Below are 24268 nucleotides of genomic sequence, written 5' to 3'. Positions count from 1 at the left end.
AGCACCGCACCCGTCGCGCACCACACTCTCCGAAAGGACCACCGTGTTCCTGAAAGCCGCCGTCAACGGTGGACGCAGCACGTCCGAGCACCCCGGCGTCCCGATCACGGCCGCGGAGATAGCCGCCGACACCGCCGCGGTCCTCGCCGCCGGAGCCGATGTGGTCCATCTCCACGTCAGGGACGAGCGGGGCGGCCAGACCATCCGCCCCGACGCCCTCGCCGAGGTCCTGCGCGAGGCGCGCGCGGCGGCCCCGGGCGCGGTCCTCGGCACGACCACGGGACTGTGGACCTGCTCCTCGCCCGACGAGCGGTTCGCCCTGGTCAAGGCGTGGGAGGTACTGCCGGACTTCGCCTCCGTCGCCTTCAGCGAGGAGGGCGCCGCCGAAACGGCCGCTCTCGTGGTGGCGCGCGGTATGCGCCTGGAGAGCGCCGTATGGAGCATGGCCGATGTCCCCGCGCTGCTGGCCTCCCCGACGCTCCACCGGAACGAACGGATCCTGATCGAGCCGATGGACCCGGACCCGGACACGGCGGTGGCCCATGCCAGGGCCATGGCCGCCGCCGTCCGGGCCGCGGGTGTCGGCTGCCCGCTGCTCTACCACGGCGAGGACGCCACGGTCTGGCCGGTGCTCCGCGCCGCCCTGGCCGACGGCCACCAGATCCGGATCGGATTCGAGGACGGTACGGCCCTCCCGGACGGCACCACGGCCCCCGACAACCGCGCGCTGGTGCTGGCCGCTCTCGCTGCCGGCCATGCTCCCGGGACCCCCTCCGGAGTACTGTGAAGAGATCGAGGGTATGTCGCCGTCGGCCGCTTTGCCGGGGGCGTCCTCGATGAGGGACGAGGTCGGAGGCGCGGCCCTCCAGGAGCGTGATCGCCATGGTCGCGACTGTCGCGGGACCGTACGGACGCGGGCCCGCCGAGACCGTGGAGCGACTCCGTCCGCCGGGGCCCGGCGCGCCGCCACGAGGGAGACGGGTGGAGCAACGACGTATGTCCGTGGCAGATGACTCCGCGCAGAGCCCTGTCGGCGCGATCGGCAGGGTCACCGTTCCGATCCCGGCCGACGGTCCCGGCGAGGTGCTGGTGTCCGTACGGGGCGGATCCGAGGCCTACGCGGCCTGGGCGGACCACCCGATCGGCAGAAACCTCCGGGTGATCGTCGTCGAGTCGATCTCGGCGCGTTCGGTGATCGTGGAGCCCTTTCCGTCCTGAACCCCTTCCTGAACACAGCGAAGCAGGCAGTTCGACAGGAGTTCCCCATGCTCTTCTGGCATGTTCCCGCGCCCAACGAGGCGATGCTCATATCCGGTTCCAAACGGCAGGCACAGGACACGCAGTTCCGGATCGTCACCGGGCACGGCAGTTTCGTCATGCCCATCAAACAGAAGGCCCGCATGCTGTCACTCGCGCTGCGCGAGGCGGAGATCGTCGAGGACTGTGTGACCCAGCAGGGCATCCGGCTCAAGGTCCGCGCGGTATCCGTGTTCAAGGTCGGCGACGACGCGGTGTCGATCGCCAACGCGGCCCGGCGCTTCCTGACGGAACAGGAACACATGGAAGAGCTGGTCGGCCGGATCTTCGCCGGTCACCTGCGTTCCATCGTCGGCGGACTGACCGTGGAGCAGATCATCCGCGAGCGCGACCGGGTGGCCCAGGAGGTCAAGCAGGGCAGCCACAGCGAGATGGAGAAGCTCGGCATCGTCGTGGACGCCCTCCAGATCCAGGAGATCGAGGACACGACCGGCTACATCAACAACCTCGCGGCCCCGCACGCCGCCGCCGTCGCGAGCCAGGCGCGTATCGCCCAGGCCAAGGCGGACCAGGAGGCCTCGGAACGCGAGCAGCAGGCCGCCGCGCTCAAGGCCGAGTACGAACGCGACACCGCGATCAAGCGGGCCGGCTTCCTCGCCGAGACGGAGCAGGTCAAGGCGCGCGCCGCGCAGGCGGGACCGCTGGCCGAGGCCAGGGCCTCGCAGGACACCATCGAGCAGCAGACCGCCCTGGCGGAGCGTCAGGCGCGACTGGCCGCACAGCGGCTGGAGGCCGAGGTCCGGCGTCCGGCGGACGCCGAGGCGTACCGGCAGCGGACGCTCGCGGAAGCGGGCCGTGACCGGGCGAAGTTCGAGGCGGACGGCAACGCGTACAGCGAGCGCGCGCTCGCCCAGGCGCAGGCCGACGCGAACACCGCCCGCGCGGCCTCCCTGAAGGACGGCAACCAGGAACTCATCGCGGCCAACCGCATCGTGGAGAATCTGCCGGCACTGGCCGACGCGGCCGCCCGGGGCATGTCGGGTGCGAACCTGACCGTCCTGAACGGCACCGACGGTGTCAACGGCATGGCGGCGGGCCTGGTGGGCCAGGGCATGGCCATCCTGAACTCGCTCAAGGGCTCCACGGACGGAGCCGAGGAGGCGGCGGGCGCGACCCCCGGCGTGAACCGGAAGCCGGCGCTCCGCGTCACCGAATCCACGTAGCGGCGGAATCCACGCAACGGCACGCTGCCGCGGCGGGCGCCGCCCACAGGCCCCGGACAGGTCCTAAGACCGGTCCGGGGCTTCTGTACCGGACGCGGTTCCGGCGTCGGACGCGTCCTCGGCGAGGCGCTTGATCGCCGAGAGCCGGGAGTCCCAGTCCGCGGCGACCCGGTCCATCCACCGGGCGGTGACACTGAGCCGCGCGGGCCGCACCGCGTACCGCGCCTCGCGGCCCGCCCGGTGCGCGGCGACCAGACCCGCCCGGTCGAGGACCGCGAGGTGTTTGACGATCGCCTGGCGGCTGACCGGCAGTTCCCCGGCCAGGACCGTGGCCGTCGCCTCGCCGTGCGCGGCGAGCGCGTCGAGTATCCGGCGCCGGGTCGGATCCGCCAGCGCGGTCAGGACCTCCGCCACGGTGTCCCGGTCGGCTTCTGCCGTCATGCGTCGAGTCGCTCCACGTAATCCCGGATGTTGACGACCATCTCCGTCCAGCCACCCGTGTGGCTCTCCTTCGAGGCGACGTCCTTCCTGTCCTCCGGGATCACGATATCGGCGAAGCCGGTCTCGACCACACGCAGCCTGGTTCCGTCGCCCTCCGGGGTGAGAGTGAACTCCACGAGGGTCGAGTTGCCCTCGTCGGCCACCTGGCCGGGGTACGCGCTCGCCCAGCGGTACGAGAAGTAGTGCGGCGGATCGACCTTCACGATCGTCGTCGGGAACTGGCCGTACTGGCCGTGGTCCAGGTGCATGATGCCGCCCGGCCGCAGATCGATGGGGGCGGGCGGCCCCTGGCCGAACCACTTCCCGACATGCTCGGGTTCTGTCAGCACCGCCCAGACGCGTTCCCTGGGCGCCGCGATGGTGATCTCCCGTTCGATGCGGTCATCTGAGGTGGACATGAGGGCAACCTTCCGCAGGTCGGAACTAACGTGCAACCCCATGGTTGCACTACCCCCTCGATGGTGCAACCCAAAGGTTGCACAAAGCGGCTCAGTAGGGCTCAGTACGGATCAGTGCGGCTCAGTGCCCCCGCGAGGCGGCCATACCGATCGTGATCAGCGCCAGCACCACCCAGCCGAACCACAGCCAGCCGTTGCTGCCCAGCGCCGCGGTGTAGCCCGTCACGACGACCAGCGCGCCGACGGTCACCACACCCATGGTCTTGGTGGATCCGGACATGTGCGCCCTCCTCCTGGCCGGGGCCATGACGCCCATCGTCGCCCGGGACCAAGGGTTCGCGCTACTGCCCCCGCGCCTGGAGTGAGGCCAGATAGGCGTTGTACGCGGCGAGTTCCTTGTCACCGTCCCGGTCGGCGGCCCGGTCCGAGCGCTTCGCCTGCCGCTGCTCCGAGCGGTACCACTGGAAGACCAGCGCGATCAGGACCAGCACCGACGGGATCTCGCTGAACGCCCAGGCGATCCCGCCCGCCGCGTTCTGGTCGGTCAGCGCGTCGATCCCGAGCGAGGCCGGGGGGGTGCGGTACGCGTCGACCATCGGCTCGCTCGCCATCATCAGCGCGATCCCGAAGAACGCGTGGAACGGCATCCCCGCGAAGAGCTCCAGCATCCGCATCACATACCCGGGCCGGTGCGGACCCGGGTCGACGCCCATGATCGGCCAGAAGAACACCAGCCCGACCGTGAGGAAGTGCACCATCATCGTGATGTGCCCGGTCTTGGACTCCATCAGGAAGTCGAAGAGGGGCGTGAAGTACAGCCCGTACAGGCTCGCGATGAAGAGCGGGATGGTGAAGGCGGGGTGCGTGACGATCCGTACGTAGCGGCTGTGCAGCAGGGCCAGCAGCAGCTCGCGCGGGCCCTTGCGGCCGCGCCCCGCGACCGGCAGCGCGCGCAGCGCCAGCGTCACCGGCGCGCCGAGCAGCAGCAGGATCGGCGAGACCATGCTGATGATCATGTGCTGGACCATGTGCACGCTGAACATGACCATGCCGTAGTCGTTCAGCTTGGTGCACATCACCAGCGCGACGGTCAGCACACCGAGGACGAACGCGACGGTGCGGCCCACCGGCCAGCTGTCGCCGCGCCTCCGCAGCCGCAGGACGCCCCCGCCGTACAGGGCCAGTGCCAGCAGACAGCCGATCAGGAAGAAGAGGTCCGGGGAGAACTCCAGCGCCCGGCTCAGCGTGAACGGCGGCAGATCCATGGTCATGCCGTGCCCGCTGTGATCCATCCGTCCGCTCCCGGATTCGTATCGATTGTCCGCACCAGACTAGAACCGCCCCCGGTCGCGGCTGCGACCGGGGGCGGTTCTTCGCGGATCACCGCGGTTCCTCACGATCTCAGAGCACGCACTCCGCCTCGGCGTACCGCTCGGCGGGCACCGTCTTGAGCGTCTCGACGGCCTCGCCCAGCGGCACCATCACGATGTCCGTGCCGCGCAGCGCCGTCAGCATCCCGAACTCGCCGCGGTGCGCGGCCTCGACGGCGTGCCAGCCGAAGCGGGTGGCCAGGACCCGGTCGTACGCCGTGGGGGTGCCACCGCGCTGGACATGGCCGAGTATGACCGGCCTGGCCTCCTTGCCGAGCCGCTCCTCCAGCTCGATGGAGAGCTGCCGGGCCACGCCCGCGAAGCGCTCGTGGCCGTAGATGTCCTTGCCGCCCACATCGAACTCCATCGAGCCCTCGCGCGGCTTCGCGCCCTCCGCGACCACCACGATCGCGAACCGCTTGCCCGCCGAGAAGCGCTTGCCGACCAGCTCGGTCAACTCGCCGATGTCGAAGGGCCGCTCGGGCACGACGATGGCGTGGGCGCCCGCGGCCATCCCGGAGTGCAGGGCGATCCAGCCGGTGTGCCGGCCCATGACCTCGACGATCAGCACGCGCTGGTGGGACTCGGCGGTGGTCTTCAGCCGGTCCAGCGCCTCGGTGGCGACCCCGACGGCCGTGTCGAAGCCGAAGGTCACATCGGTCGAGGCGATGTCGTTGTCGATGGTCTTCGGTACGCCGACGATCGGCAGCCCGGCCTCGGAGAGCAGATGGGCGGCCTTGAGGGTGCCCTCACCGCCGATCGGGATGATCGCGTCGATCCCCAGGTCGGCCACATGACCCCGGGCCCGCTCCACCCCGTCCCGCAGATGCGCGGGCTGCACCCGGGACGAGCCCAGGATCGTGCCGCCGCGGGCGAGGATGCCGGCGACGGCGTCCAGATCGAGCTTGCGGTAGTCGCACTCCAGGAGGCCCTTCCAGCCGTCATGGAAGCCGATCACCTCGTCGCCGTGGTCGACGACGGCGCGGTGTACGACGGACCTGATCACGGCGTTGAGGCCGGGGCAGTCGCCGCCTGAGGTGAGCACACCAATTCGCATTGCCCGCAATACCTTCGCTTCGTGGGCCGACGGCCGGACCCCATCGTCCGGCCAGGTCGCCGCCACCCTACCGGCGGCCGGTGGCGGGACCGAAACCCGGCGTCCGCCTGCTGGACAGGCCCCGCCGGACAGCCACGTCGCCGGACAGCCACGCCGGCGACTCGGGCGTCAGGCGGGCTGGGTCGCCGCGGCGACCCGCTCGGCGCGCAGCGCCTCGTACCAGCGGTCGTCGGTCGGCGGCAGCGCGTTCACATCGAGGGCCAGCTTCAGCAGCAGGTCCGCGATCTGCGGATTGCGCGCCATCACCGGACCGTGCATGTACGTACCGAAGACGGTCCCGTTGTACGCGCCCTCCGTGCCGTCGCCCGTGCCGTTGCCGCGCCCGAGCCGTACCCGCGCGAACGGCCGGGCCGTCGGGCCCAGGTGCGTGATGCCCTGGTGGTTCTCGAACCCCGTCAGCTGCGGCAGGTTCAGCTGCGGATCGATGTCGGCCAGTACGTCACCGACACACCGCTCGCCCTCACCACGGGTGGAGACCACGTCGAGCAGCCCGAGGCCGGCCTCGCGCTCGCCCAGATCGTTGACGAACTCGTGCCCGAGGATCTGGTAGCCGGCGCAGACCGAGAACACGATCGCGCCGTTCGAGACGGCCCGGCTGAGCCCGCCGTCGCGGCGCAGCCGCTCCGCGGCCAGCCGCTGCGGCCGGTCCTCACCGCCGCCGATCAGATAGATGTCGCCCGAGGTCGGCACCGGCTGGTCGCTGCGTACATCGACGCGGGTGACGTTCAGACGGCGCTGGTGGGCCCGGCGCTCCACCACCAGGGCGTTGCCCTGGTCCCCGTAGGTGCTCAGCAGGTCGGGGTAGATCCACACCAGGCGCAGGCTGTTTTCGCTCATTCTCGCTCGTCCTTCAGGGTTCCGAGGGGTCTGGTTGGCCGGCACCGGGTCAGTTGCCCACGCGGCGGCGCAGGTCCTGGAACGAGGTGTAGTTGGCGATCGCCTCGATCCGTCCGGGCGGCGCCATCTGCACGGCCTCGTCCGGGGTCTCACAGACCCGGAAGTCGAGACCGGCGACTTCGAGGCGTACCGCGAGGTCCAGCTTCCGGTCGCCGATGACGAAGATCGGATGGCCCCTCAGCCGGGTGTAGTCGACGTCCCAGAGCCAGGAGGTGTCCGTGCCGTCCGCGCCACGGGCGTTGACGGCGAGGATGACCGGGGTCGGCGGCGGATCGATGAGGGAGAAGGTCTCCAGCCAGCCCGCCGGGTTCTTCGCGAGCAGCAGCCGCAGATCGCGGCCGAGGAACGACACCACGTCGTACCGGCCGGCCACGGCCTGCACCTGGTACATCCGCTCCAGCGCCACCTGCGGCGGCACCCCGAAGGTCGCCGCGACGGCGGCGGAGGTGGCGGCGTTCGCCTTGTTCGCGCGGCCGGGCAGCTGGAGGTGGATCGGCCAGGCCGAGCCGTGCGGGTCGAGGACATGGTCGCCGTGCAGCGCCCAGCTCGGGGGCGGTCTGCGGAATCCGCACTCACCGCAGAACCAGTCGTCGCCGGGGCGCTGCATCACACCGCCGCAGGCGGGGCACGACCAGGCGTCGTCCTTCCACTCCTGTCCCGCCGCGACCCAGACCACATTGGGCGAGGAGGAGGCGGCCCAGACGATCAGCGGGTCGTCGGCGTTGGCGATGACGACGGACTTCGTACCGGCCAGGCCCTCGCGCCACTTCTCGGCGAGCATCCGGGTCTCGGCGGCGCGGTCGAGCTGGTCGCGGGAGAGATTGAGCAGCGCGATCGCCTTGGGCGTCGTGTCCCGGGCCACCCCGGCGAGATACTTCTCGTCGACCTCGATCACGCCGTACTTGGCGTCGGAACCGCCCGCGAGGGCCGAGGTGATACCGGCCGGCATATTGGCGCCGAGCGCGTTGGAGACGACGGGCCCCGCGGCCCGCAGCGCCTCCGCGATCAGCCGCGTCGTGGTGGTCTTGCCGTTGGTCGCCGACACGAGGATGACGTCGAGATGCTGCGCCAGCCGTCCGAGCAGATCGGGGTCGAGTCTGAGCGCGACCTTCCCGCCGATCACCGATCCGCTGCCGCGGCCCGCGGCGCGCGACACCGCCGCCGCGGCCTTGCCCGCCGTCACGGCCAGCTTGGCCCGCGGCGTCAGCGGGTCCGTGTTGCCTGACATCGCCTTGATCCTCCTTGCGTCGGTCCGTGGGTCAGCCTATCGAGATCCGGCCAGGGGCCCGAACCGCGGCACCGGGCAGAAGGCGGGGGTTACCACGGACCGTACCCTGACCGTCATGCGAAACCGTCCGATCCCCGGCAGTACCGGGCGAGTACGAGCCATGCGAATGCTCGGTGATCCCGTGCTGCACACCCCCTGTGAACCCGTCACCGACTTCGGTCCCGCGCTCGCGGAACTGATCGAGGATCTCTTCGCGACGATGTACGCCGCCCGGGGGGTCGGGCTCGCCGCGAACCAGATCGGCGTACCGCTCCGGGTGTTCGTCTTCGACTGCCCGGACGACGAGGACGTCCGCCATCTCGGACACCTCGTCAATCCGCGGCTGACCGAGGCGGACGGGATCGTGCTGCGCGGCCCGGAGGGCTGCCTCTCGCTGCCCGGCCTTGAGGCCGGTACGGAGCGCTACGACCGCGCCGTGGCCGAGGGTGTCACGCGGGACGGCGCTCCGGCGCGGATCGAGGGGACGGGGTTCTTCGCGCGCTGTCTCCAGCACGAGAGCGACCATCTGGAGGGGCTGGTCTATCCCGACCGGCTCTCCGGATGGCGGCGCGCCAGGGCGCTGCGGGCCGCGCGCAAGGCGCCCTGGGCGAACGGCTCGTAGCACCCGGCGGGTGGCGCCCGGCGCGTACGCGCTGCGTACGCGGCCCGCGGCGCGCTCCCGCGGCGGTCGCTCAGAAGCCGGGGCCGCCCGCGCGGTCGCTCACATCGGCCAGCCGCCCCCACAGCAGATCCGCCAGGCTGCGCACCAACTGCTCCCGCGAGCAGGGCCGTTCCCCGAGCCACCAGTCCCCGGCGCCATGCATCATGCCGACGATGCCATGGCCCCAGACCCGGGAGAGCTGCTCGCTGTCGGGGCCGAGGTCGACCCGCTCCTCTATGACCTTGGCGAGTTCCTCGCCGAGCCGGCGCAGCAGCGGCGCGGAGTGGCGGCCGACGTCGAAGCCCTGCTCGGGCAGTTGCGCGTCCTCGGCCGGATGCATCAGGAACCGGTAGACCTGGGGACGTGCCTCGATCGCGGCGAGGTAGGTGTCGAGCGTGGCCTCGACGCGCCGGCGCCGCTCGGCCGGGGCGTCCAGCGCGGTCCGCAGGGCGTCCAGCAGCGCGTCGGTGTGGCGCTTGGCGAGCGCGCGGTAGAGCCCGCCCTTGTCGCCGAAGTGACGGTAGAGAATGGGTTTGGTGATGCCCGCCTCGGCGGCGATGGCGTTCATGGACGCTTGGGGCCCGTCCCTGAGCACGACGCGGTCCGCGGCCTCCAGGAGCTGGCGCCGCCGCGCCCGCGCCGACCGCTGCTGCTCGGTCTGCTGTGTGGTCTCCATAGGTCTGTCTCCCCGCCCCTGCGATTGCCTGACGCCCCGGCAACGTAACACCCTGCCCGCCATCGACGCTGATCAGGCCATGACCCGTTGACATTTCCTACTTACGGGTAACAGGCTAGGGTTACCGCAGGTAACAACGGTGACGGCTCAGCGGTCGCGCAGTGCTGGAGGGGAACATGGCCGAGTTCACGCTCGATCTCAATGACGACCAGAAGCAGATACGCGACTGGCTCCACGGCTTCGCCGCGGATGTCATCCGCCCGGCCGCCGCGGAGTGGGACGAGCGTGAGGAGACGCCCTGGCCGGTCATCCAGGAGGCCGCCAAGGTCGGCATCTACTCCCTGGATTTCTACGCCCAGCAGTTCTTCGACCCCACGGGACTCGGTATCCCGATGGCGATGGAGGAGCTGTTCTGGGGTGACGCGGGCATCGCCCTGTCGATCGTCGGTACGGGCCTGGCGGCCGTCGGCGTCCTCGCGAACGGCACCGAGGAGCAGATCGGCACCTGGATTCCGCAGATGTACGGAGACGCGGACGAGGTGAAGGTCGCGGCCTTCTGCTCCTCCGAACCCGACGCGGGCTCCGACGTGGGCGCGATGCGCACCCGCGCGGTGTACGACGGGGCGAAGGACGAGTGGGTGCTCAACGGCACCAAGACCTGGGCGACCAACGGCGGCATCGCCAACGTCCATGTGGTGGTCGCCGTCGTCGACAGCGAGCTGGGCTCCAAGGGCCACGCCTCCTTCATCGTTCCGCCGGGCACCCCCGGCCTCTCCCAGGGCCAGAAGTTCAGGAAGCACGGCATCCGCGCCTCCCACACCGCCGAGGTGGTCCTGGAGGACGTCAGGATCCCCGGCCACTGCCTGCTCGGCGGCAAGGAGAAGCTCGACGAACGGCTGGCGCGGGCCCGGGAGCGGGCCGAGGCCCCGGGCGGCGAGCGGCTGAAGAACGCGGCCATGGCCACCTTCGAGGCATCCCGCCCGGCCGTCGGCGCGATGGCGGTGGGCACCGCGCGCGCGGCGTACGAGGTCGCCCTCGACTACGCCAAGACCCGCAGTCAGTTCGGCCGCCCGATCATCGACAACCAGGGCATAGCCTTCCAGTTGGCCGACATGCGCACCCGGATCGACGCCTCGCGGCTGCTGGTGTGGCGGGCCTCCTGGATGGCGACCACGGGCAAGCCGTTCACCTCGGCCGAGGGCTCCATGTCCAAGCTGTACGCGAGCGAGACGGCGAAGCAGGTCACGGCGCAGGCGGTACAGATCCTCGGCGGCAACGGCTTCACCCGCGAGTACCCGGTGGAGCGGATGCACCGGGACGCCGCGATCTACACGATCTTCGAGGGGACGAGCGAGATCCAGCGCCTGGTGATCGCCCGCACGCTGTCGGGGATGCCGATCCGCTGATTCCACGCAGCGGGGACGCGCAGAGATCAACTGGACGAAACGGCGCGGAGCCCCCGCCCCTGCTTCGGCAGGCGGCGGGAGCTCGTCTTCGTTCCGCGTGCGGTCAGGAGACGTTGCCTCGGACGCCGTCACCGAACAGGCCGTCGGTGTAGGTGACGTACTTCGGGGTGAAGGTCCCCTTGCCCGTAACGGTGCCGGTGATGTTTTCGCCGGGGGCGAGCTCGACCGTGTCGATCTGATCCTCGTCCGCACCGAGTTCGGCGGTGTGCTTGCCGCCGTTGGTGTCGGTGATCGTGAAGTACAGAGGGTTCACATCGAGATCCTTGTCGCCGCCGTTGGCGATGGTGATCTGCACGCTGGTGTAGTCGCTGCCGTCGGCGAGGATGCTCTTCTTGAAGCCGACCTTCTTCGCCGTGACGGTCACCGGTGCGTCCTTGGCCGGCTCTTCCTTGACCTCTTCGGCTTTCGCGTCTTCGGCTTTCGCGCCTTCCGACGTGCCGGATTCTGCGGCGTCCTGGGTGACGGCGGGGTTGCTGCCGGATGCCGAACCCTCGTCGGTTCCGCCGAAGAGTGCGGCGATGACACCGATGACGACGAAGACTCCGATGACCCCGAGGCAGCTCAAGCCGACGATCTTTCCCGCACCCGCCTTCTTCGGCGCGGGCGGCTGCGGCTGGCCCCAACCGGGATGCTGCGGCTGCTGATACGACATATGTCCCCCCTGGGTGGTTCGTGGAGCGACGACCGTAACGGGAGACTCGTGCAGCAGGTGGCGGATGTGCGGAATCAGTAGCCGAGTTGTGACCATGGAGTGGAGGGTTCGTGGTGGCGGCTGGTGATAGGTGCGCGGGATCGTCTCTGACGAAGAGTCCGGCAAGAACGCTGAACGGGAAGAACGCTGGAAAGCTCTGGGCCGCGCGCCCCGGCGGCGGGGATCGCCACTGCCGCCGGTCGCGTTCGGCGCCACGCGGAAGAGTGGCCCTCTCGGCAGAGTCCCGGCACTGAGCGGGCCCCTCCGAATGCCGGAGGGGCCCGCGCTATGCCTCGCCCGCTCGGCGATGACGGTTCAGGCCGGCAGCTGCGCCTCGATCGCCGCGACGACCTCCGGCGCCTCCGGCTCCGTACGCGGCCGGATACGGCTGACGACCTCGCCCCTGGGGGAGATCAGGAACTTCTCGAAGTTCCACTGCACATCGCCGGCCGCGCCCTCGGAGTCGGCCGTCTTCGTCAGCTCCGTGTACAGCGCGTGCCGGGTCTCCCCGTTCACATCCGTCTTCTCCAGCAGCGGGAACGTGACCCCGTACGTCGCCGAGCAGAACGTCCCGATCTCCTCCGCGGTGCCGGGCTCCTGGCCCGCGAACTGGTTGCAGGGGACGCCGAGGACCGTGAAGCCCCGGTCGCCGTACTGCTGCTGGAGCCGCTCCAGACCCGCGTACTGCGGAGTGAGACCGCACTTGGAGGCGACGTTCACCACCAGCACGGCCCTGCCCTCGTACGCGGCCAGCGAGGTGGGCTCACCGGTCAGAGTGGTCAGCGGAATGTCGTACAGCGTCATCGGGATCTCCTCGGTATCCGGCGTTCTCCGCTCATTGTGGACCCGCGGATGACCACCCCGGCGGGCAGGGCTGGTACAGCTGGGACCGTGCAGGAATCACCACGCCCCGCGGAACTCCCCGACGACCGGCTGCCCGGCACGGAACCGGACGGCCCCAGGCACCGGCTGGTCCGGTGCGGGATGTGCGGCAGGCCGCTCACCGGCACGGCCTCGCGCCGTACCGGCCTCGGTCCCACCTGCGACGCCAAACTCCATCCGCCCGCACCGGACATCAGGACCCGGCGGCGCGAGGCCGATCAGGACCCGCTCCCGGGGATCTGAGCCGGGCGCGCTCCCGCGCTCAGGCGCGGCTTCAAAACAACCATGGCAATGCGCAACGACCATGCTGTGCATTCTTTTCTGCCACTCCGGCCGGAACGGCGTCCTTTCTCGCCACATCAACTTCGCGCACCCTGAACCAAGGGTGGAAGCGTGAAGACAGTGCCAGGGGGCCGCCATGTCTGGACCGCTGTACGTACCTGTGTTACCGACCCGACCTCACGCGGCCGATGCGTATCGGCGTCTCAGGCCGGACATCCAGAATGCGGTTGCACCGCTGTGGACCCTTCCGCCGCGTCATGGTGTGCCGCGTGCGGCGGTTACTGCCGATATCCGCGGGGATCTGGCATTGGTTGTCAAGTCTCAGCGCTACTGCCCGGCGTGGATTGATGCCCCTTTCGCGGATGAAACAGAAGCATCCGTATTCGCTGAACTTCTGCCAGAGGTCTGTTCGCTCGGACCCCTGCGCCCTGTGACAGGACCGAGTCGGCCCGAGGCTCAGCAAACCGCGGTGCTGACCACCGCTCGCCTTTCCGGTAATCCGCTGGGCATCCGCGTCCAGGTGCCGGGGGAATGGGAGAGCGGCATGGCTGATTCCGTCAGCGACCTGCTCACGAGAGTCGGGTCGGCTGTCCGAGTGGACCTCCTTCTCGATCTGGCTGCCGTACGGGCCGATCGGCCCGATGCCGGAAAGGAGACACTGCGGGCCCTCGACGCTCTGGTTCCCCTCGGGCACTGGCGGACGGTGGCCGTCCTGGCAGGTGGGTTTCCTCAGGTCACCGCCGACATGTTGGAAGACGGTCCGTACGAAGAGTCCCGTATGGACTGGCAGGTGTGGAACGAGGTCAGGGCAGGTGGCCGGGGATATGCGCGGGCACTCAGCTACGGCGACTACGGGATTCAGCCCGTTGCTGCCATTTCCCATACCCCGCGCCCCCGGAAAGGGGGGCCACCCTGGGGAGTTCTGCGGTACACCACGGACAGCTCCTTCATTCTGGGCAAGATGCTCGCCCGAGGAGCCGACCGTGTGGCGTACAACCGTTCCGTCGCGCGGCAAATCGTCGATCATCATGGCTTCCGCGGGGCGGCAGCGGGTAGTGCCGAAGCCTGGATTCGTGCCTGCGCGGATGACCTCTGTGCTGGTACGGGCAACTTCACCACGTGGCTCTGGGTCGGCAACGCACAGCACATGACATACGTCGTGCACAGTTTGCGCCGCTGATTTCCCGGCCCGACAGGACGCGCACAGGGCAGAAAACAGAGCTCAAGCTGTCGGCCCGGTGGAGAAGCGCTTCGGTTCGGACAGAACCGTGCGTGCGCCTTCGAAGTCGGCGAGTCTGGCCGAGAGTGTGGCCACGGCCAGTCGGTGCGGGAGTGCTGCCGAGAACTTGAGCCCGCGCACTGCTCGCCGGTCGACGTCCGGGAGGACAAGTGCCGGTCCGTCCTGTGCGGCTTCGAGCGCGGTGCGCCACATGTCCGGGCTCAGATCCTCTCGCAGACGCAGGTAGCAGTCCGTCGGGCGCTGAACCGGATCGGCGATCGACGACAGCGTCGCGCCCAATGTGGCATTGGCGCGGTAACCCGCCCATGTCCACCAGCGAACGTCGTTTCCGCGCCGAGCCACCAACGTTCCACCGGGATAAACCTGATGGGGAGCCTCCTCGTCACGCCATTCCTGGAGGCAGACCTCGGCACGTCGGGTCAGGGAGACTTCCGGGTCGGCGCCCAGGAGGACATCCCGCATCGCGCGCGCCAGCGCGTACGACAGTCCGACGAGGGTGCCTCCCGACCACTTGGCGACCCCGCCGCTCTCGACCGGCTCAACGAAGACCCGTTTCCGTCCCCAGTCGATGAACGTCACCTGCCAGCTGCGGCCGGCCAGCAGCAGGCGTCGTGGGCCCGGACGGTCCTCGGTGAGTACGGACGGATCCATCCGGCCGATCTCGGTGCGCCCGGACAGCACGGTGAACTGGGGCGGCGCGGTGAAGGAGGCGGTCAGCTCGATGAAGTGCCGTCGTCCGAAGCGGTGTTCGGCTTCGGGGCCGATGAACAGCATGCCGCCGTCGGTGTTGAGGAAGCCCTGCTCGGTCAGATGACGCAGGATGGGAGCGGCGGAACGGTCGAAGGGTACGAGGCCGTTCCACTGTTCGGGCCAGAGCTGGTCGCCCAGCTTGTGTTCCTGGAGTGTGGCGGCGAGCAACTGCTGGGCGACGAGGTGGCGTGGCTCGGGCGGTGGAACGACCGGTTCCACCCAGCCGCGGCCCCAGAGGAGCAGGAGCCCGGCGGCTTGCAGCAGGGAGTCTTTGTGCGTGGCCAGGAACAGGCAGTTGCGGGTACTTCCCGCCCGGCGCCCGGTGCGGCCGACGCGTTGGAGGAACGAGGCGACGGTGCCGGGTGAATCCATTTGAACGACCCGGTCCAGGTCGCCGACGTCGATGCCCAGTTCCAGGGTCGAAGTGGCGACGATGACACAGTCGCGCGCCTCGGCGAAAGCCTGCTCGGACCGGGCTCGCTCGTCCGCGGAGAGGGATGCGTGTGACAGGAACACCGTGACGTCGCGCGCCCGGAGCGCGGCACCCAGTTCCTCGACCTGCCGTCGGGAGTCGCAGAACACCAGTCGTTTCTCGCCCTTGTGCAGAACTGAGAGAACCTTGGCCGCGTTGGAAAGGGAACCCACGTAGTCGAGTTCGATGTCTCCTGGTGGGGGCGCGGTCATCCCGGCCGTCGGCACTCGGCCCGACGAGGGCCCAGGCGGACCGGTGAGTCCAGGAGCGACGACCCGGCCCGGGCGTCGGCCGGAGCCCGACCCCTGGAGCCAGGTGAGCAGCTCGTGCGGATTCCCGACGGTCGCGGACAACCCGATCCGCTGAATCCGGCGCCCCGAGACGCGCTGCAGACGCTCGAGGACTGCCAGGAGATGCCAGCCTCGGTCGTCGCCGGCGAACGCGTGCACCTCGTCGACGACGACGGCGCGGATTCCGCCCAGCAGGTGTGCGTGGTCGGTCTTCACACCGATCAACATGGCTTCCAGCGACTCGGGCGTCGTCAGAAGGATGTCGGGTCTCTCGGTACGGATGCGTTGGCGCTGTGACTCCTTCGTGTCCCCGTGCCAGAGGGCCGCGCTGCGTCCGAGCCACTGCGCGTATCCGTCGATGCGGGTGACCAGATTGTTGAGAAGTGCCTTGAGCGGGCAGAGGTAGAGGACCGAGGTGCCGGTCCAGCCCTGGGCGGACATGGCCGAAAGGACCGGAAGGCAGGCTGCCTCGGTCTTGCCTCCTGCGGTGGGCGCGAGCAGCACGGCGTCGTCGCCGTCCATCACCGGGTCGATCGCGGCCCGTTGCAGTGGGCGCAGATCCGGCCAGCCGAGCGTGTTGACCACGTGGTGCAGGATGACGGGGTCCAGTCGGTCGACGGGGTCCGCTGCCGGAGTCATCACAGCTCCAGGTCGATGTCGTCGGCGGACGATGATGCGGCCAGGTTCCGTTCGACGTCGGTGAGTTCGCTGCTGCCCACCGTGAGCCGGTAGTGCTGCCGTGGGTCGAAGTCCCTGAACTGATCAATACGGTCCAGGACGTCGCCGACCAGCTTTTTGAGGAAGAGCCTGGGTGCCACGCCCACCTTGCCGCCCAGGGCCCCGCCTACCGCGCGGGCGAGATCGGCGATGTACGCGTCGTCTGCCAGCGTCTTGATCCGGTCGTGTGAGTCGGCCCCGGACGCGTAGAGATCACGGATGGTCACCCCGAGGCCGGTCAGCGACTCCAGGGTGAATCCGGACAGGCGCAGCTGGACCGCCCGGGGGTTGTCGAACCGCGGATCGGTCGTGAAGTCCGTGGCGAGCCGCTGAGCGAGCGGCGGGAGCCGTTGTACCCCTTGCTGACCGTCGTAGAAGGCGGGTGTGCCGGTGATGACCAGATAGAGGCCGGGGAACCGTCCGGAGTGGACTTCGTCGATCAGCTGCCGCAGCGCGTTGAGTGCCTTGTCGCGGGCGTCCGACCGCACGCGCTGCAGGGTCTCCACCTCGTCCAGTACGACGAACAGCCCTCGGTGGCCGGAGTCCCGCAGGACGGTGAGCAGCCCTTGCAGGAAGCCCAGGGCCCCGAAGTGGTCGAGGTCGCCTCGTACCCCCGCGGACCGGCGGGCCGCCGCCGCAACGTGGGGCTGGCCGCCGAGCCAGGCGAGGACGGCGGCCGCTGTCGACTCGTCGCCTTCGGCGAGCGCGGACCGGTACCCGCGCAGCGCGGCCGCGAAGGACGGCGCATGCCGTGACACCTCGGTCAGCCGGGCGGCCAGCAACTGGTCCACCGCGCCGCTCAGATCGTGCTCGTCCGCCCCCGCGGCGAGGGCGTCCTCCTCCAGGGCGTAGAACCAGGCGTCCACCACGGGACGGAGCGCGCTGGGCGGGAAGCTCGTGGTGGACAGCCGCTCGGTGAGGCGTCGGTAGACGGTCTCCAGCTTGTGCAGCGGGGTTTCCGTCTCCGAGACCTGGATCTCGGAGACGGCGAAGTTGCGCTGCTTGGCCCGCTCCCCGAGCCAGCGGGTGAAGAACGTCTTGCCGGAACCGTACTCACCTCGCACGGCTTTGAAGACCGAGGCCCCCGAGGCGACCGCGTCGAGTTCCGCGTCGAGCGCGGACTCGAAACGGTCGAGCCCGGTGGCCAGGAGATCCAGACCGCTCTCTGGCACCGCACCGCGCCGGAGTGCGTCGAGGGCGGCGCGCCGCCGGGCGGCGGAGACGGGAGAAGGGCGAGGATCGATCACCCGCTCATTGTCCCATCCGCGCCGGCGCCGTGCCCCGGACCGTGCTCCGAGATCACCTGCGGCGGAGACTGCCGTATTCGAGGTTGGCCGTGAGGTAGGCGACGAAGTCGCTGCTCTTCGCGGTCTTGTCGGGCCCGAAGCGCTTCTCCCGCTGGAACGTGTCGAACTGTTCCTGGAGTGACGTCCACAGCGACTCAAGGCGCGTAGAGGTCGGGAAGACGTCCTCTCGGGCGGCGTTGTTGAGGGTCTCCGGCTTGCTGAACACGCGCCCTATGAGGTCTACCGCACCGAGCATGGCGAGGTGGAAGCGAAGGTTGGTGTGCAGTGAACGGGAGATGGGATCCGAGGACGACTGCAGGAACTCGTCCACCTGGCGTTGCACCTTGGCCAGCCACAGGTAGACGGGGAGTTCTGTCTTGTCGGAGAAGACGCGGCGGTAGTCCGTGTCCGACTTGAGCAGGCTCGAAGGCCGGGCGCGGGCGTAGTCGGGCTGTCCCAGTGCCATGGCCATCACGGATTGCGCGAGCAGGGGGATGCTGACGATACGGTCGGCAGACTTGCCCTGGTTCCGGTAGAAGTTCTTGCGCCGGTCGTAGAACCAGTCGTGTTCGAGGAAGTACGACTCGATCTGCCGCTGGATGTCGTCCGTGGCCCGGAGAGAAGCTACGGGCACGCTCGTCTGCCGGTTGGTGGCGCGGATGACGGAGTCACGGGCCGCCTGGTCCACCGTGACGAGGATGCGCACCTGGACCAGCCGGTCGAAGACGGCATCGGTGGGATCGCCGGTGTAGAGGGCGCTGAGCGTCTCGTGGAGCGTGTACGACGTCTGGAGACCGTTGACGATCTGCACGTCGGAGAGGCTGAGGCGTTTTCCGACGGAGGTCGCCTGCGAGCACACGATGGTGATGCCGTTGTTGAGCCACCAGAATTCCGGAGCCTCAGGATTCTGCAGGGACGCCGTGATCTCGCGGTTCACCTCGACGTTTCCCTGGTAGTCACGGACGTTCCAGTCGAAGATGTGGGACTTGACCGCCCCCGTCTCGTCGCTGAGGAAGTCGATGTACTCGCCCAGGGAGACGAGAGCGATATGGCTCGTGCCGTGGGTGATGCTCTCCCGGTAGGGAAGCTCCAGGGTGTAGGAGGGGAGGGTGCTGGCTCGTTTCCAGAGTTCCGCGGGGCCCAGGAACTCGACTTCGCCGGTGGAGATGGCGAAGGCGTTGGAGAACTGCGCCTCAAGGATCTTGGCCTTCGCCTGGACCTTGGGATGCACCTCGCTCGCGTCGCCGCGTGTCACGTACGAGAACTTGATCAGCACGGTCGGATGACGGGTGAGAAGCCGGGTCAACGCCGTCCTGAACAGTCTGAAGCGGGCAAGGAGGTCGTCGGCGTACAGCACGCCGACGGTGGCCTCGTCGACCTCCATGTTCAGGAGGTTCGTGCAGGTGGACGCCGCCTTGTCCAGGGCCACCTCCGAGAAGCCGGCGCTGGTCTTGGCCTGGATGAGCCAGAGCGTCAGCTGGGTGCCCTGTTCGATGTTCGATACGGCCGACTGCTGCTGGAAGATCTCGCTGTCCTCGTGCAGGAGCCGGCCGCCGAGAAAGACGTACGCCCCGTCGATGCCGCCGTCGTCGGCGCCACCGATCACACCGTCTTCGATCTCCTCTTCCGAGAGACCGAAGCCGTGCAGCGCGTGTTCGCTGGCGAACCGCTCGAAGGCCGCGTCGAACGAGAGAGGGACAGCGCGGGTGTTGCGGCGCTCCTCGATCATCTGATTGATCAACACACGGTCGTTGGCGCTCATGGCTCCCGGCTCAGTGGTGGGCAGTAGGGCGGAAGAACGTCAGGCTAGATCGAACTGCAAGCGGAGCAAGGAGAGATCGAGACGGACTGTCCGGCCGTCCGGCAGTGTCTCCAGGACCTGCACTCCGTCGTAGTTGAGCAGTTGGCGCAGGATAGCCGCGAACCCGTCGGCGCGGGTGGCGGGATAGGACACACGTTGGGCGAGCGCGGTCACCGGAAGCGTGCCTCCGGCGTCCAGCAGCGCTCGGATCGCTCCTTCCACCTTGTCCATCGGCGGCTTGCGCGCGAGCAGACCGACCTGCCCTCGGAACGCCTCCGAAGCGAAGAGGGCCGAGACGAGGGTGTCGTCGGGACTTACGACGGTCGCGGTCACCAGAGTCTCCTCATCGTCGGATGCCGGGACCACGGCGACCTCGAACAACGAGTCGTGCGTACGCGCCAGTTGCGCCTGCACCTTTGTCGGCTTCTGCCTCGGTGATCGCTTCGCGGCGGCGGCGGCGGACGGGACGGGGGGGACGTTGGCGGGGTGAGGCGCGGGCTCCCCCAGGAGCCACCAGGTCGGTCGCTGATCCCCCAACTCCCGCCAGGCCGGGGGCGGCTGCGCTCCGAAAGGCAGGAAGGCCAGGACCGGAATGGTGAACTCGGCGAGGGACGCCCCGCCGTGATAGCCGGCCTTACGAGCCGTGTACCGCGAGTCGGCGTCCCACAGGGCGATGATCGAGCCTCCCGGCTGTGCCGTCACCACTCGGGTGCCATGCAGCGCGACCTCGGTGGGGCCCACCTCGCCGTCCGGGGCCCGGTGGCGGGCGGACAGTGCCGAGTCGGTCTCCACCTTCACACCGTGCCGGTCGACGACGTGCCCGTGGTCGCTGGTGACGATCACCGCCATCCCCTGCGAGGCGGCGATCCGCAGCAGATCGGGAAGACCTGGGATGTGCCCGGCCCGCCAGGCGCCGTCCCCCAGCTTCTGTTCCTTGGCGAGCCGGTCGTCGATCGCGTTGAGGACGACCGCGACATGCGTACGGCCGTCCATGAGCGCATCGGTGAGAGCGGACCCGAACGTGTCTCCCGCGTTGTCGGCCCGCAGGTCGTCCTTGTGGAACACAGCTGCCGGAGCCCCGCCCCAGAGCGGAAGGGCCGGGAACAGCTGTGCCTCGTCCTTCTGCGATCCCCGCGTCAGCCGGCCTGCGAACAGTGAAGTGCGGGACACGGAAGTGAGAGTGGGAAGAGCCGCTGCCATGGCATGGCGGCGCGGGGCACCGTCGGCGGCCACCGGATCGAACTCCGCCCAGGAGGCGCGCAGCTCCTCGCCGAGTTCGGTGGCGATCGCGGCGCTCATCCCGTCCAGGACGATCAGCAGCACGCGTCGGTCGGTGCCCCGCACCACCGGCTTCACCACCCGCTCCAGGAATGTCTCCACCGTCAGCATCCCGCCGGGATCGGTGCCCATCGCGGTCCACGTCGCCAGGACGCGGGCGAATTCGTGGTCGATCTCGTGGCGTCGTTCGCGTACGCGCCCGGCCAGCGCGTCGTAAGCGGCCCTCAGCCGGTCGTCGGAGTCCCCGCCGGCCTCGATGTGTTCCAGGGCACGGTCCACCCATCCGGTCTCTTTGAGATGGCGCTCTATGGCTCCGTGTACGTGGGAGGTCTCGCCCCCCGGTCCACCGGCCAGCCACCGGACCAGCCGCTGGGCCATGCGAGTTCGTTCGATCCGGGCTCGGACCTCCGATCCTTCTGCCCGCCGGTGCCGGCTCAGCGAACGCACGGCCACGTTGAGCGGTCCCGGCTCACCGGCCGCGAGGGCCACCCCGACGGCCGTGAACCTGGCCTCCAGGCCGGCCGGCAGCAGAGGGCTGGCTCTGGCGGCGGTTTCCGCGCCGAACTGGCGTGCCAGGGCCGAGGCACGCTCCAGCACCGTGTCGCTGGTCCGCCGCGCCTCGCGGGCATCCTCCGAGCCCGTGACACCGCTCCTGGTGGCTCCGACGAGCAGTGTGCCGACGTATTCCTCCGCGGCCCGGCCGAAGGCGGTCGCCATGGCGTCGAGCTGTTCGCCCTGTGCCGGGGGACGTTCTCCGAACCAACGCTCCGCGCGACCGCGTGCCGTGTAGACGGCCGCGTCCGGTTCGGCATGGCACCACAGTGCGGCACATACGAGGCCGAAGGCCACCGCCTCCGGCCCGTGGTCGGCCTCGACCAGGGCCAGAAGAGCGCGCCCGGCCAGTCCCGCCCGGTCCTTCTCGCCGAGGAACTCCTCCAGGCCGGCGCGCTCGGCGCCGCGCAGCGCCAGGTAGCGCTCCGGACGCCCGGGTAGCAGAGACCAGCCCAGCAAGGTGTGGGTGTCCAGGCGGTCGGCGGCCGCGGTGTGGTCCTGACGGGCAGCCTCGTCCCGGTAGCTGCCCAGCCTCATGCGTCGCAGCGCGAGTGCGGACAGTGCCGTGCCGCGTGACAGGATGCCGCCCCCCAGCCGGGGCCAGCCTCCCCTCGGCGGTGCTGCCTCAAGCAGGGCCTCCGCGGCCCACTTGTCATTCCTGAGCCGCTGGTCGACCTGGTGTGCTCCGAACGCGTCCCGCACCACGTCCCAGCTGTCCACCGTGTCGATGCGCTTCTTGTGGGCGCGGGCAAGGATGGCGGGGTCCAGTTCGTTCTGTTCGCGGTCGGTCAGGACGACGAGCAGGGCGGGGCCGCTCGCCGTGCCCGACAGATGGCCGAGCAGCAGTTCATGCACGGCGAGCGGGGAGGGCGCCGCCGCGATCCGGGCCGAAAGTCCGTCGCCCCACATGTGTTGGGCGGGGCCGTCCCACTGCGGCGCTGAGCGCAGCAGCACGGCTCGTCGCTGGTCCCGGTCCGCGAGCGCGTCGGCGAGCGAGTTCTGCGCGGACAGGTACTGAGTGATCGTCGCGAGATTCAGCCGCACCGCCACCGTGCCGGTCGTCTCCGTACTCACCCTTCGACGACCCGCCAGCTGATCTCGACCGTGGCACCGGGCTCACGCGCCGCCAGTTCCGCGATCTCGGCCTGCAGCTCCGCCACCGCTCTGGCCGCGGTTGTCCTGCCGCCGCCGGAGCGACTGATCCGTCCCGTGGTGGACGGGCCCGTGCTCGGCGGCTGTTCGGGAACGGGCGGGTGACTCGTCGGGGTGTCGAGAGGAACGTCCCCGGGGCGCGGAGCCGGGGGAGCGGGCGGTGGAGTCGGCGTCGCGCGGTTGCGCTTCACCAGCGCCAGCACCTCGCGCTGCGTACGGGCCAGCGCCTCCTTGAGGTCATTCGTCCGCTGGTCGCTCTGCGCGGTGTTGCGCAGCGACTCCAGCAGCGCTTCCCCCTCCGGGCCCTCCGAGGTAGCGAGGTCAAGGGTGGTCCAGGACGCCGAGTCCAGCGCCTGCGCCACCGCACGGGCCTGCTTGACCGAGGTCCCGAACCGGTCCGCGCCGGCCTCGCCGAAGTCGAAGGCGGCCAGGGCCTCGACGGTCTTCCGGGCTCCGGCGGCGCCCTGGCCGGCCGAGCGCGTGAGCTCCTGAAGCAGGTCGGCGGCCCGCCGTGCGACAGCGAGGCGCCCGCCCTCGGCGGTTTCGTCGAGCTGGAGGAAACCGGTGTGTCGCTCCAACTGGGTCACCAGTTCACGGGCCGCCTCCAGGTGAGCGCCCGCCTGCTGGGCGATCTGCCGGGCGAGCTGGTTGACCATGCGGCCACGTCGCAGCGTGGGAGCCGGATCGCCGAAGACCGCCGTGAACCGCTGCCGGGCGGCCGACCAGTCATCCTCCGAGGGAAGCGGCTGGCTGCGCAGCGCGTCGTGGTCCTTGATCTCGTTCAGCGCGGGCGCCGGGTCGAGCGGCGTGCCCGCGCGCACCCACACCCGGTCGTCCATCTCGGCGAACGACGCCACGACGAGCCGGGAGAGGAAGCCCGGCAGACCGCGCGGCGCCGGCCGGTCCGTCCAGTCGGTGAGAGTGATCAGACTGAGATCACCGGTCACGCCCTGCTCGCGGGCGAGCTGCCGGAAGTGGTCCGCCCAGTACTGCGACAGCTCGAAGTAGGCCTCCTTCTGCTGCCCCAGCCGCAGCGGGACGGCCACCCGCCGCATCAGGCCACGGTCGGGGGCGGGGACTTCGGCACGCCCGTCGCGGGCCTCCGCGGCGGCCCGTACGTGGGCGAACACCTTCTTGGCGTCGGCGGATTTGACGGCGTTGCCGTTGCCATTGCCGTCGGGGTCGAGGTTCGGGTGGTCCGGGTACTGGTTCGCGAGCAGCTTGCCCGCGACGTGCCGGATGCCGTCCCGCAGCGACTGGCCGATGGAGAAGCTCAGCCCCTCGACCTCGCGCAGCGACTCCAGATGGTCACCGAAGCCGAGTTCCACATCGGTGGCCTTCTTGCCGGCGAGGCCGTACGCCTGTTTGAAAGCCGCCTTCACGTTCTTGAGCAGTGACTCCCGCTGGGTCTCCAGGAGCCCCTTGGCGCGGGCACGGTTGTCGGGGCTCAGGTGGCTCGCGTACTGGCCGTCGAACCGCTGGCTGTCGGACAGGGCCTTGTCGATGACGACGAGGCGACGGAAGTCGGCGTACCGCTGGCTGGAGAGGTGGGTGGGCAGCCAGGCGACGCTACGGGATGGCTCGCCCTGCCGCTCACGCAGCCGCCGCATGCGGTTGGCGTCCTCACGCGGGCCCCATTCGCTCTCGTCGAAGGGGAGATCGATCACGATCCGCCAGTGCCCGTCCTGCTGGGGCATGAGGTCGTGGTCCGGCAGCTCGTCCTCGTCGGCGACATTGCCGAACACCACCTCGACACTGCGCTCCGTGCCACGCCACACGAAGTGCAGCTCGTTGATCAACTTTTCCTGGTCGATGTCGAGTTCCTCCACGAGCAGCCGCTTGGCGAGGGCCTCACGGTTGCCGGGGTTGTCGTTGACGTTGGCGTTGGCGATCACCGAGTCGACATCGACGCCGGACAGTTCGAGCCGGACACCGGGGTTGGCCTCGGTGCCGGTCTCCTTGATCTCAGGGAAGCGGCCCGCCCACTCGGCCACCTTGTTCTTCAGGATGCCGTACTCGCGGCCCGGGATCGGGGCGACCAC

General features: G+C 69.6%; 21 protein-coding genes and 1 pseudogene. 7 read left to right on the top strand and 15 right to left on the bottom strand.

Features of this window, described 5'->3' with window-relative positions; genetic code table 11:
• Positions 1 to 43: 43 nt before the first annotated feature.
• The 3 genes from ACFRKB_RS29820 to ACFRKB_RS29810 all read left to right on the top strand — a co-directional run bounded on the left by ACFRKB_RS29820 (position 44) and on the right by ACFRKB_RS29810 (position 2480).
• Positions 44 to 787 carry a 3-keto-5-aminohexanoate cleavage protein gene (locus tag ACFRKB_RS29820; RefSeq protein WP_383109672.1) on the top strand — a complete coding sequence of 248 codons (744 nt, stop codon included), beginning with the start codon at positions 44 to 46 and terminating at the stop codon, positions 785 to 787.
• A 209-nt stretch (positions 788 to 996) separates the two neighbouring features.
• The gene (locus ACFRKB_RS29815) at positions 997 to 1218 is read left to right on the top strand and encodes a hypothetical protein (RefSeq protein WP_030349781.1); all 222 of its coding nucleotides are present in this window, start codon (positions 997 to 999) and stop codon (positions 1216 to 1218) included.
• Positions 1219 to 1265: 47 nt separating this feature from the next.
• A complete protein-coding gene (locus ACFRKB_RS29810) occupies positions 1266 to 2480 on the top strand; it encodes an SPFH domain-containing protein (protein ID WP_383109671.1) in 1215 nt (404 codons plus the stop codon).
• Positions 2481 to 2543: 63 nt separating this feature from the next.
• Here the strand turns inward: ACFRKB_RS29810 and ACFRKB_RS29805 are convergent, their stop codons facing one another.
• The 7 genes from ACFRKB_RS29805 to ACFRKB_RS29775 form a co-directional block, all read right to left on the bottom strand.
• Positions 2544 to 2921, bottom strand: coding sequence for an ArsR/SmtB family transcription factor (locus ACFRKB_RS29805; protein ID WP_383109670.1), 378 nt, complete (start codon positions 2919 to 2921; stop codon positions 2544 to 2546).
• The gene (locus ACFRKB_RS29800; protein ID WP_383109668.1) at positions 2918 to 3379 is read right to left on the bottom strand and encodes an SRPBCC family protein; all 462 of its coding nucleotides are present in this window, start codon (positions 3377 to 3379) and stop codon (positions 2918 to 2920) included. The genes ACFRKB_RS29805 and ACFRKB_RS29800 overlap by 4 nt, the downstream gene beginning before the upstream one ends.
• 121 nt (positions 3380 to 3500) lie before the next feature.
• Positions 3501 to 3659, bottom strand: a complete 159-nt coding sequence (locus ACFRKB_RS29795; RefSeq protein ID WP_030349777.1) for a hypothetical protein — start codon at positions 3657 to 3659, stop codon at positions 3501 to 3503.
• A 61-nt stretch (positions 3660 to 3720) separates the two neighbouring features.
• A complete protein-coding gene (locus ACFRKB_RS29790; RefSeq protein ID WP_383109667.1) occupies positions 3721 to 4671 on the bottom strand; it encodes a cytochrome c oxidase assembly protein in 951 nt (316 codons plus the stop codon).
• 109 nt (positions 4672 to 4780) lie between these two features.
• Positions 4781 to 5806, bottom strand: coding sequence for a 6-phosphofructokinase (locus ACFRKB_RS29785; protein WP_030349775.1), 1026 nt, complete (start codon positions 5804 to 5806; stop codon positions 4781 to 4783).
• A gap of 168 nt (positions 5807 to 5974) precedes the next feature.
• Positions 5975 to 6703: a type 1 glutamine amidotransferase gene (locus ACFRKB_RS29780; RefSeq protein ID WP_365973346.1), complete on the bottom strand. Its 729-nt coding sequence runs from the start codon at positions 6701 to 6703 to the stop codon at positions 5975 to 5977.
• Positions 6704 to 6752: 49 nt separating this feature from the next.
• Complete coding sequence (locus tag ACFRKB_RS29775; protein WP_365973345.1) at positions 6753 to 7991, bottom strand: Mur ligase family protein; 1239 nt, start codon at positions 7989 to 7991, stop codon at positions 6753 to 6755.
• A 115-nt stretch (positions 7992 to 8106) separates the two neighbouring features.
• Here ACFRKB_RS29775 and def point away from each other — a divergent pair, with 115 nt between their 5' ends.
• Positions 8107 to 8652 carry a peptide deformylase gene (gene def / locus ACFRKB_RS29770; protein ID WP_383109666.1) on the top strand — a complete coding sequence of 182 codons (546 nt, stop codon included), beginning with the start codon at positions 8107 to 8109 and terminating at the stop codon, positions 8650 to 8652.
• A 70-nt stretch (positions 8653 to 8722) separates the two neighbouring features.
• Here the strand turns inward: def and ACFRKB_RS29765 are convergent, their stop codons facing one another.
• Positions 8723 to 9367: a TetR/AcrR family transcriptional regulator gene (locus ACFRKB_RS29765; RefSeq protein ID WP_383109665.1), complete on the bottom strand. Its 645-nt coding sequence runs from the start codon at positions 9365 to 9367 to the stop codon at positions 8723 to 8725.
• Between the two features lie 176 nt (positions 9368 to 9543).
• Between ACFRKB_RS29765 and ACFRKB_RS29760 the strand changes: the two genes are divergently transcribed.
• Positions 9544 to 10773: an acyl-CoA dehydrogenase family protein gene (locus ACFRKB_RS29760; protein ID WP_383109664.1), complete on the top strand. Its 1230-nt coding sequence runs from the start codon at positions 9544 to 9546 to the stop codon at positions 10771 to 10773.
• A 103-nt stretch (positions 10774 to 10876) separates the two neighbouring features.
• Here ACFRKB_RS29760 and ACFRKB_RS29755 read toward each other — a convergent pair whose 3' ends face one another.
• Both ACFRKB_RS29755 and ACFRKB_RS29750 read right to left on the bottom strand, forming a co-directional pair.
• Complete coding sequence (locus tag ACFRKB_RS29755; protein WP_383109662.1) at positions 10877 to 11740, bottom strand: DUF4352 domain-containing protein; 864 nt, start codon at positions 11738 to 11740, stop codon at positions 10877 to 10879.
• A gap of 99 nt (positions 11741 to 11839) precedes the next feature.
• Positions 11840 to 12328 (bottom strand): glutathione peroxidase, encoded by a 489-nt coding sequence (locus tag ACFRKB_RS29750; protein WP_365973340.1) that lies wholly within the window; start codon positions 12326 to 12328, stop codon positions 11840 to 11842.
• Positions 12329 to 12457: 129 nt separating this feature from the next.
• On the opposite strand from ACFRKB_RS29750, the gene ACFRKB_RS29745 reads away from it, so the two are divergent.
• The gene (locus tag ACFRKB_RS29745; protein ID WP_383109775.1) at positions 12458 to 12649 is read left to right on the top strand and encodes a DUF6011 domain-containing protein; all 192 of its coding nucleotides are present in this window, start codon (positions 12458 to 12460) and stop codon (positions 12647 to 12649) included.
• A 175-nt stretch (positions 12650 to 12824) separates the two neighbouring features.
• Positions 12825 to 13868: a beta family protein gene (locus tag ACFRKB_RS29740; protein WP_383109661.1), complete on the top strand. Its 1044-nt coding sequence runs from the start codon at positions 12825 to 12827 to the stop codon at positions 13866 to 13868.
• A gap of 42 nt (positions 13869 to 13910) precedes the next feature.
• Here ACFRKB_RS29740 and ACFRKB_RS29735 read toward each other — a convergent pair whose 3' ends face one another.
• The 5 genes and pseudogenes from ACFRKB_RS29735 to ACFRKB_RS29715 all read right to left on the bottom strand — a co-directional run.
• A complete protein-coding gene (locus tag ACFRKB_RS29735) occupies positions 13911 to 16079 on the bottom strand; it encodes a DEAD/DEAH box helicase (RefSeq protein ID WP_383109659.1) in 2169 nt (722 codons plus the stop codon).
• Positions 16079 to 17404 carry a BREX system ATP-binding protein BrxD gene (brxD, locus tag ACFRKB_RS29730; RefSeq protein WP_383109658.1) on the bottom strand — a complete coding sequence of 442 codons (1326 nt, stop codon included), beginning with the start codon at positions 17402 to 17404 and terminating at the stop codon, positions 16079 to 16081. The genes ACFRKB_RS29735 and brxD overlap by 1 nt, the downstream gene beginning before the upstream one ends.
• A gap of 52 nt (positions 17405 to 17456) precedes the next feature.
• Positions 17457 to 19205: an AIPR family protein gene (locus ACFRKB_RS29725; protein WP_383109657.1), complete on the bottom strand. Its 1749-nt coding sequence runs from the start codon at positions 19203 to 19205 to the stop codon at positions 17457 to 17459.
• A gap of 39 nt (positions 19206 to 19244) precedes the next feature.
• Positions 19245 to 22148 (bottom strand): BREX-2 system phosphatase PglZ, encoded by a 2904-nt coding sequence (gene pglZ / locus ACFRKB_RS29720; protein ID WP_383109656.1) that lies wholly within the window; start codon positions 22146 to 22148, stop codon positions 19245 to 19247.
• A pseudogene (locus ACFRKB_RS29715) lies at positions 22145 to 24268 on the bottom strand (BREX-2 system ATPase PglY); the annotation flags it as partial. The pseudogene ACFRKB_RS29715 and the gene pglZ, both read right to left, overlap by 4 nt.

Origin of the sequence: Streptomyces scopuliridis (assembly GCF_042790125.1) — a bacterium.
GTDB classification, from domain to species: domain Bacteria; phylum Actinomycetota; class Actinomycetes; order Streptomycetales; family Streptomycetaceae; genus Streptomyces; species Streptomyces scopuliridis_A.
The sequence above is the reverse complement of the archived record's forward strand: the minus strand, read 5'-3'. Positions and strand labels throughout refer to the sequence as shown.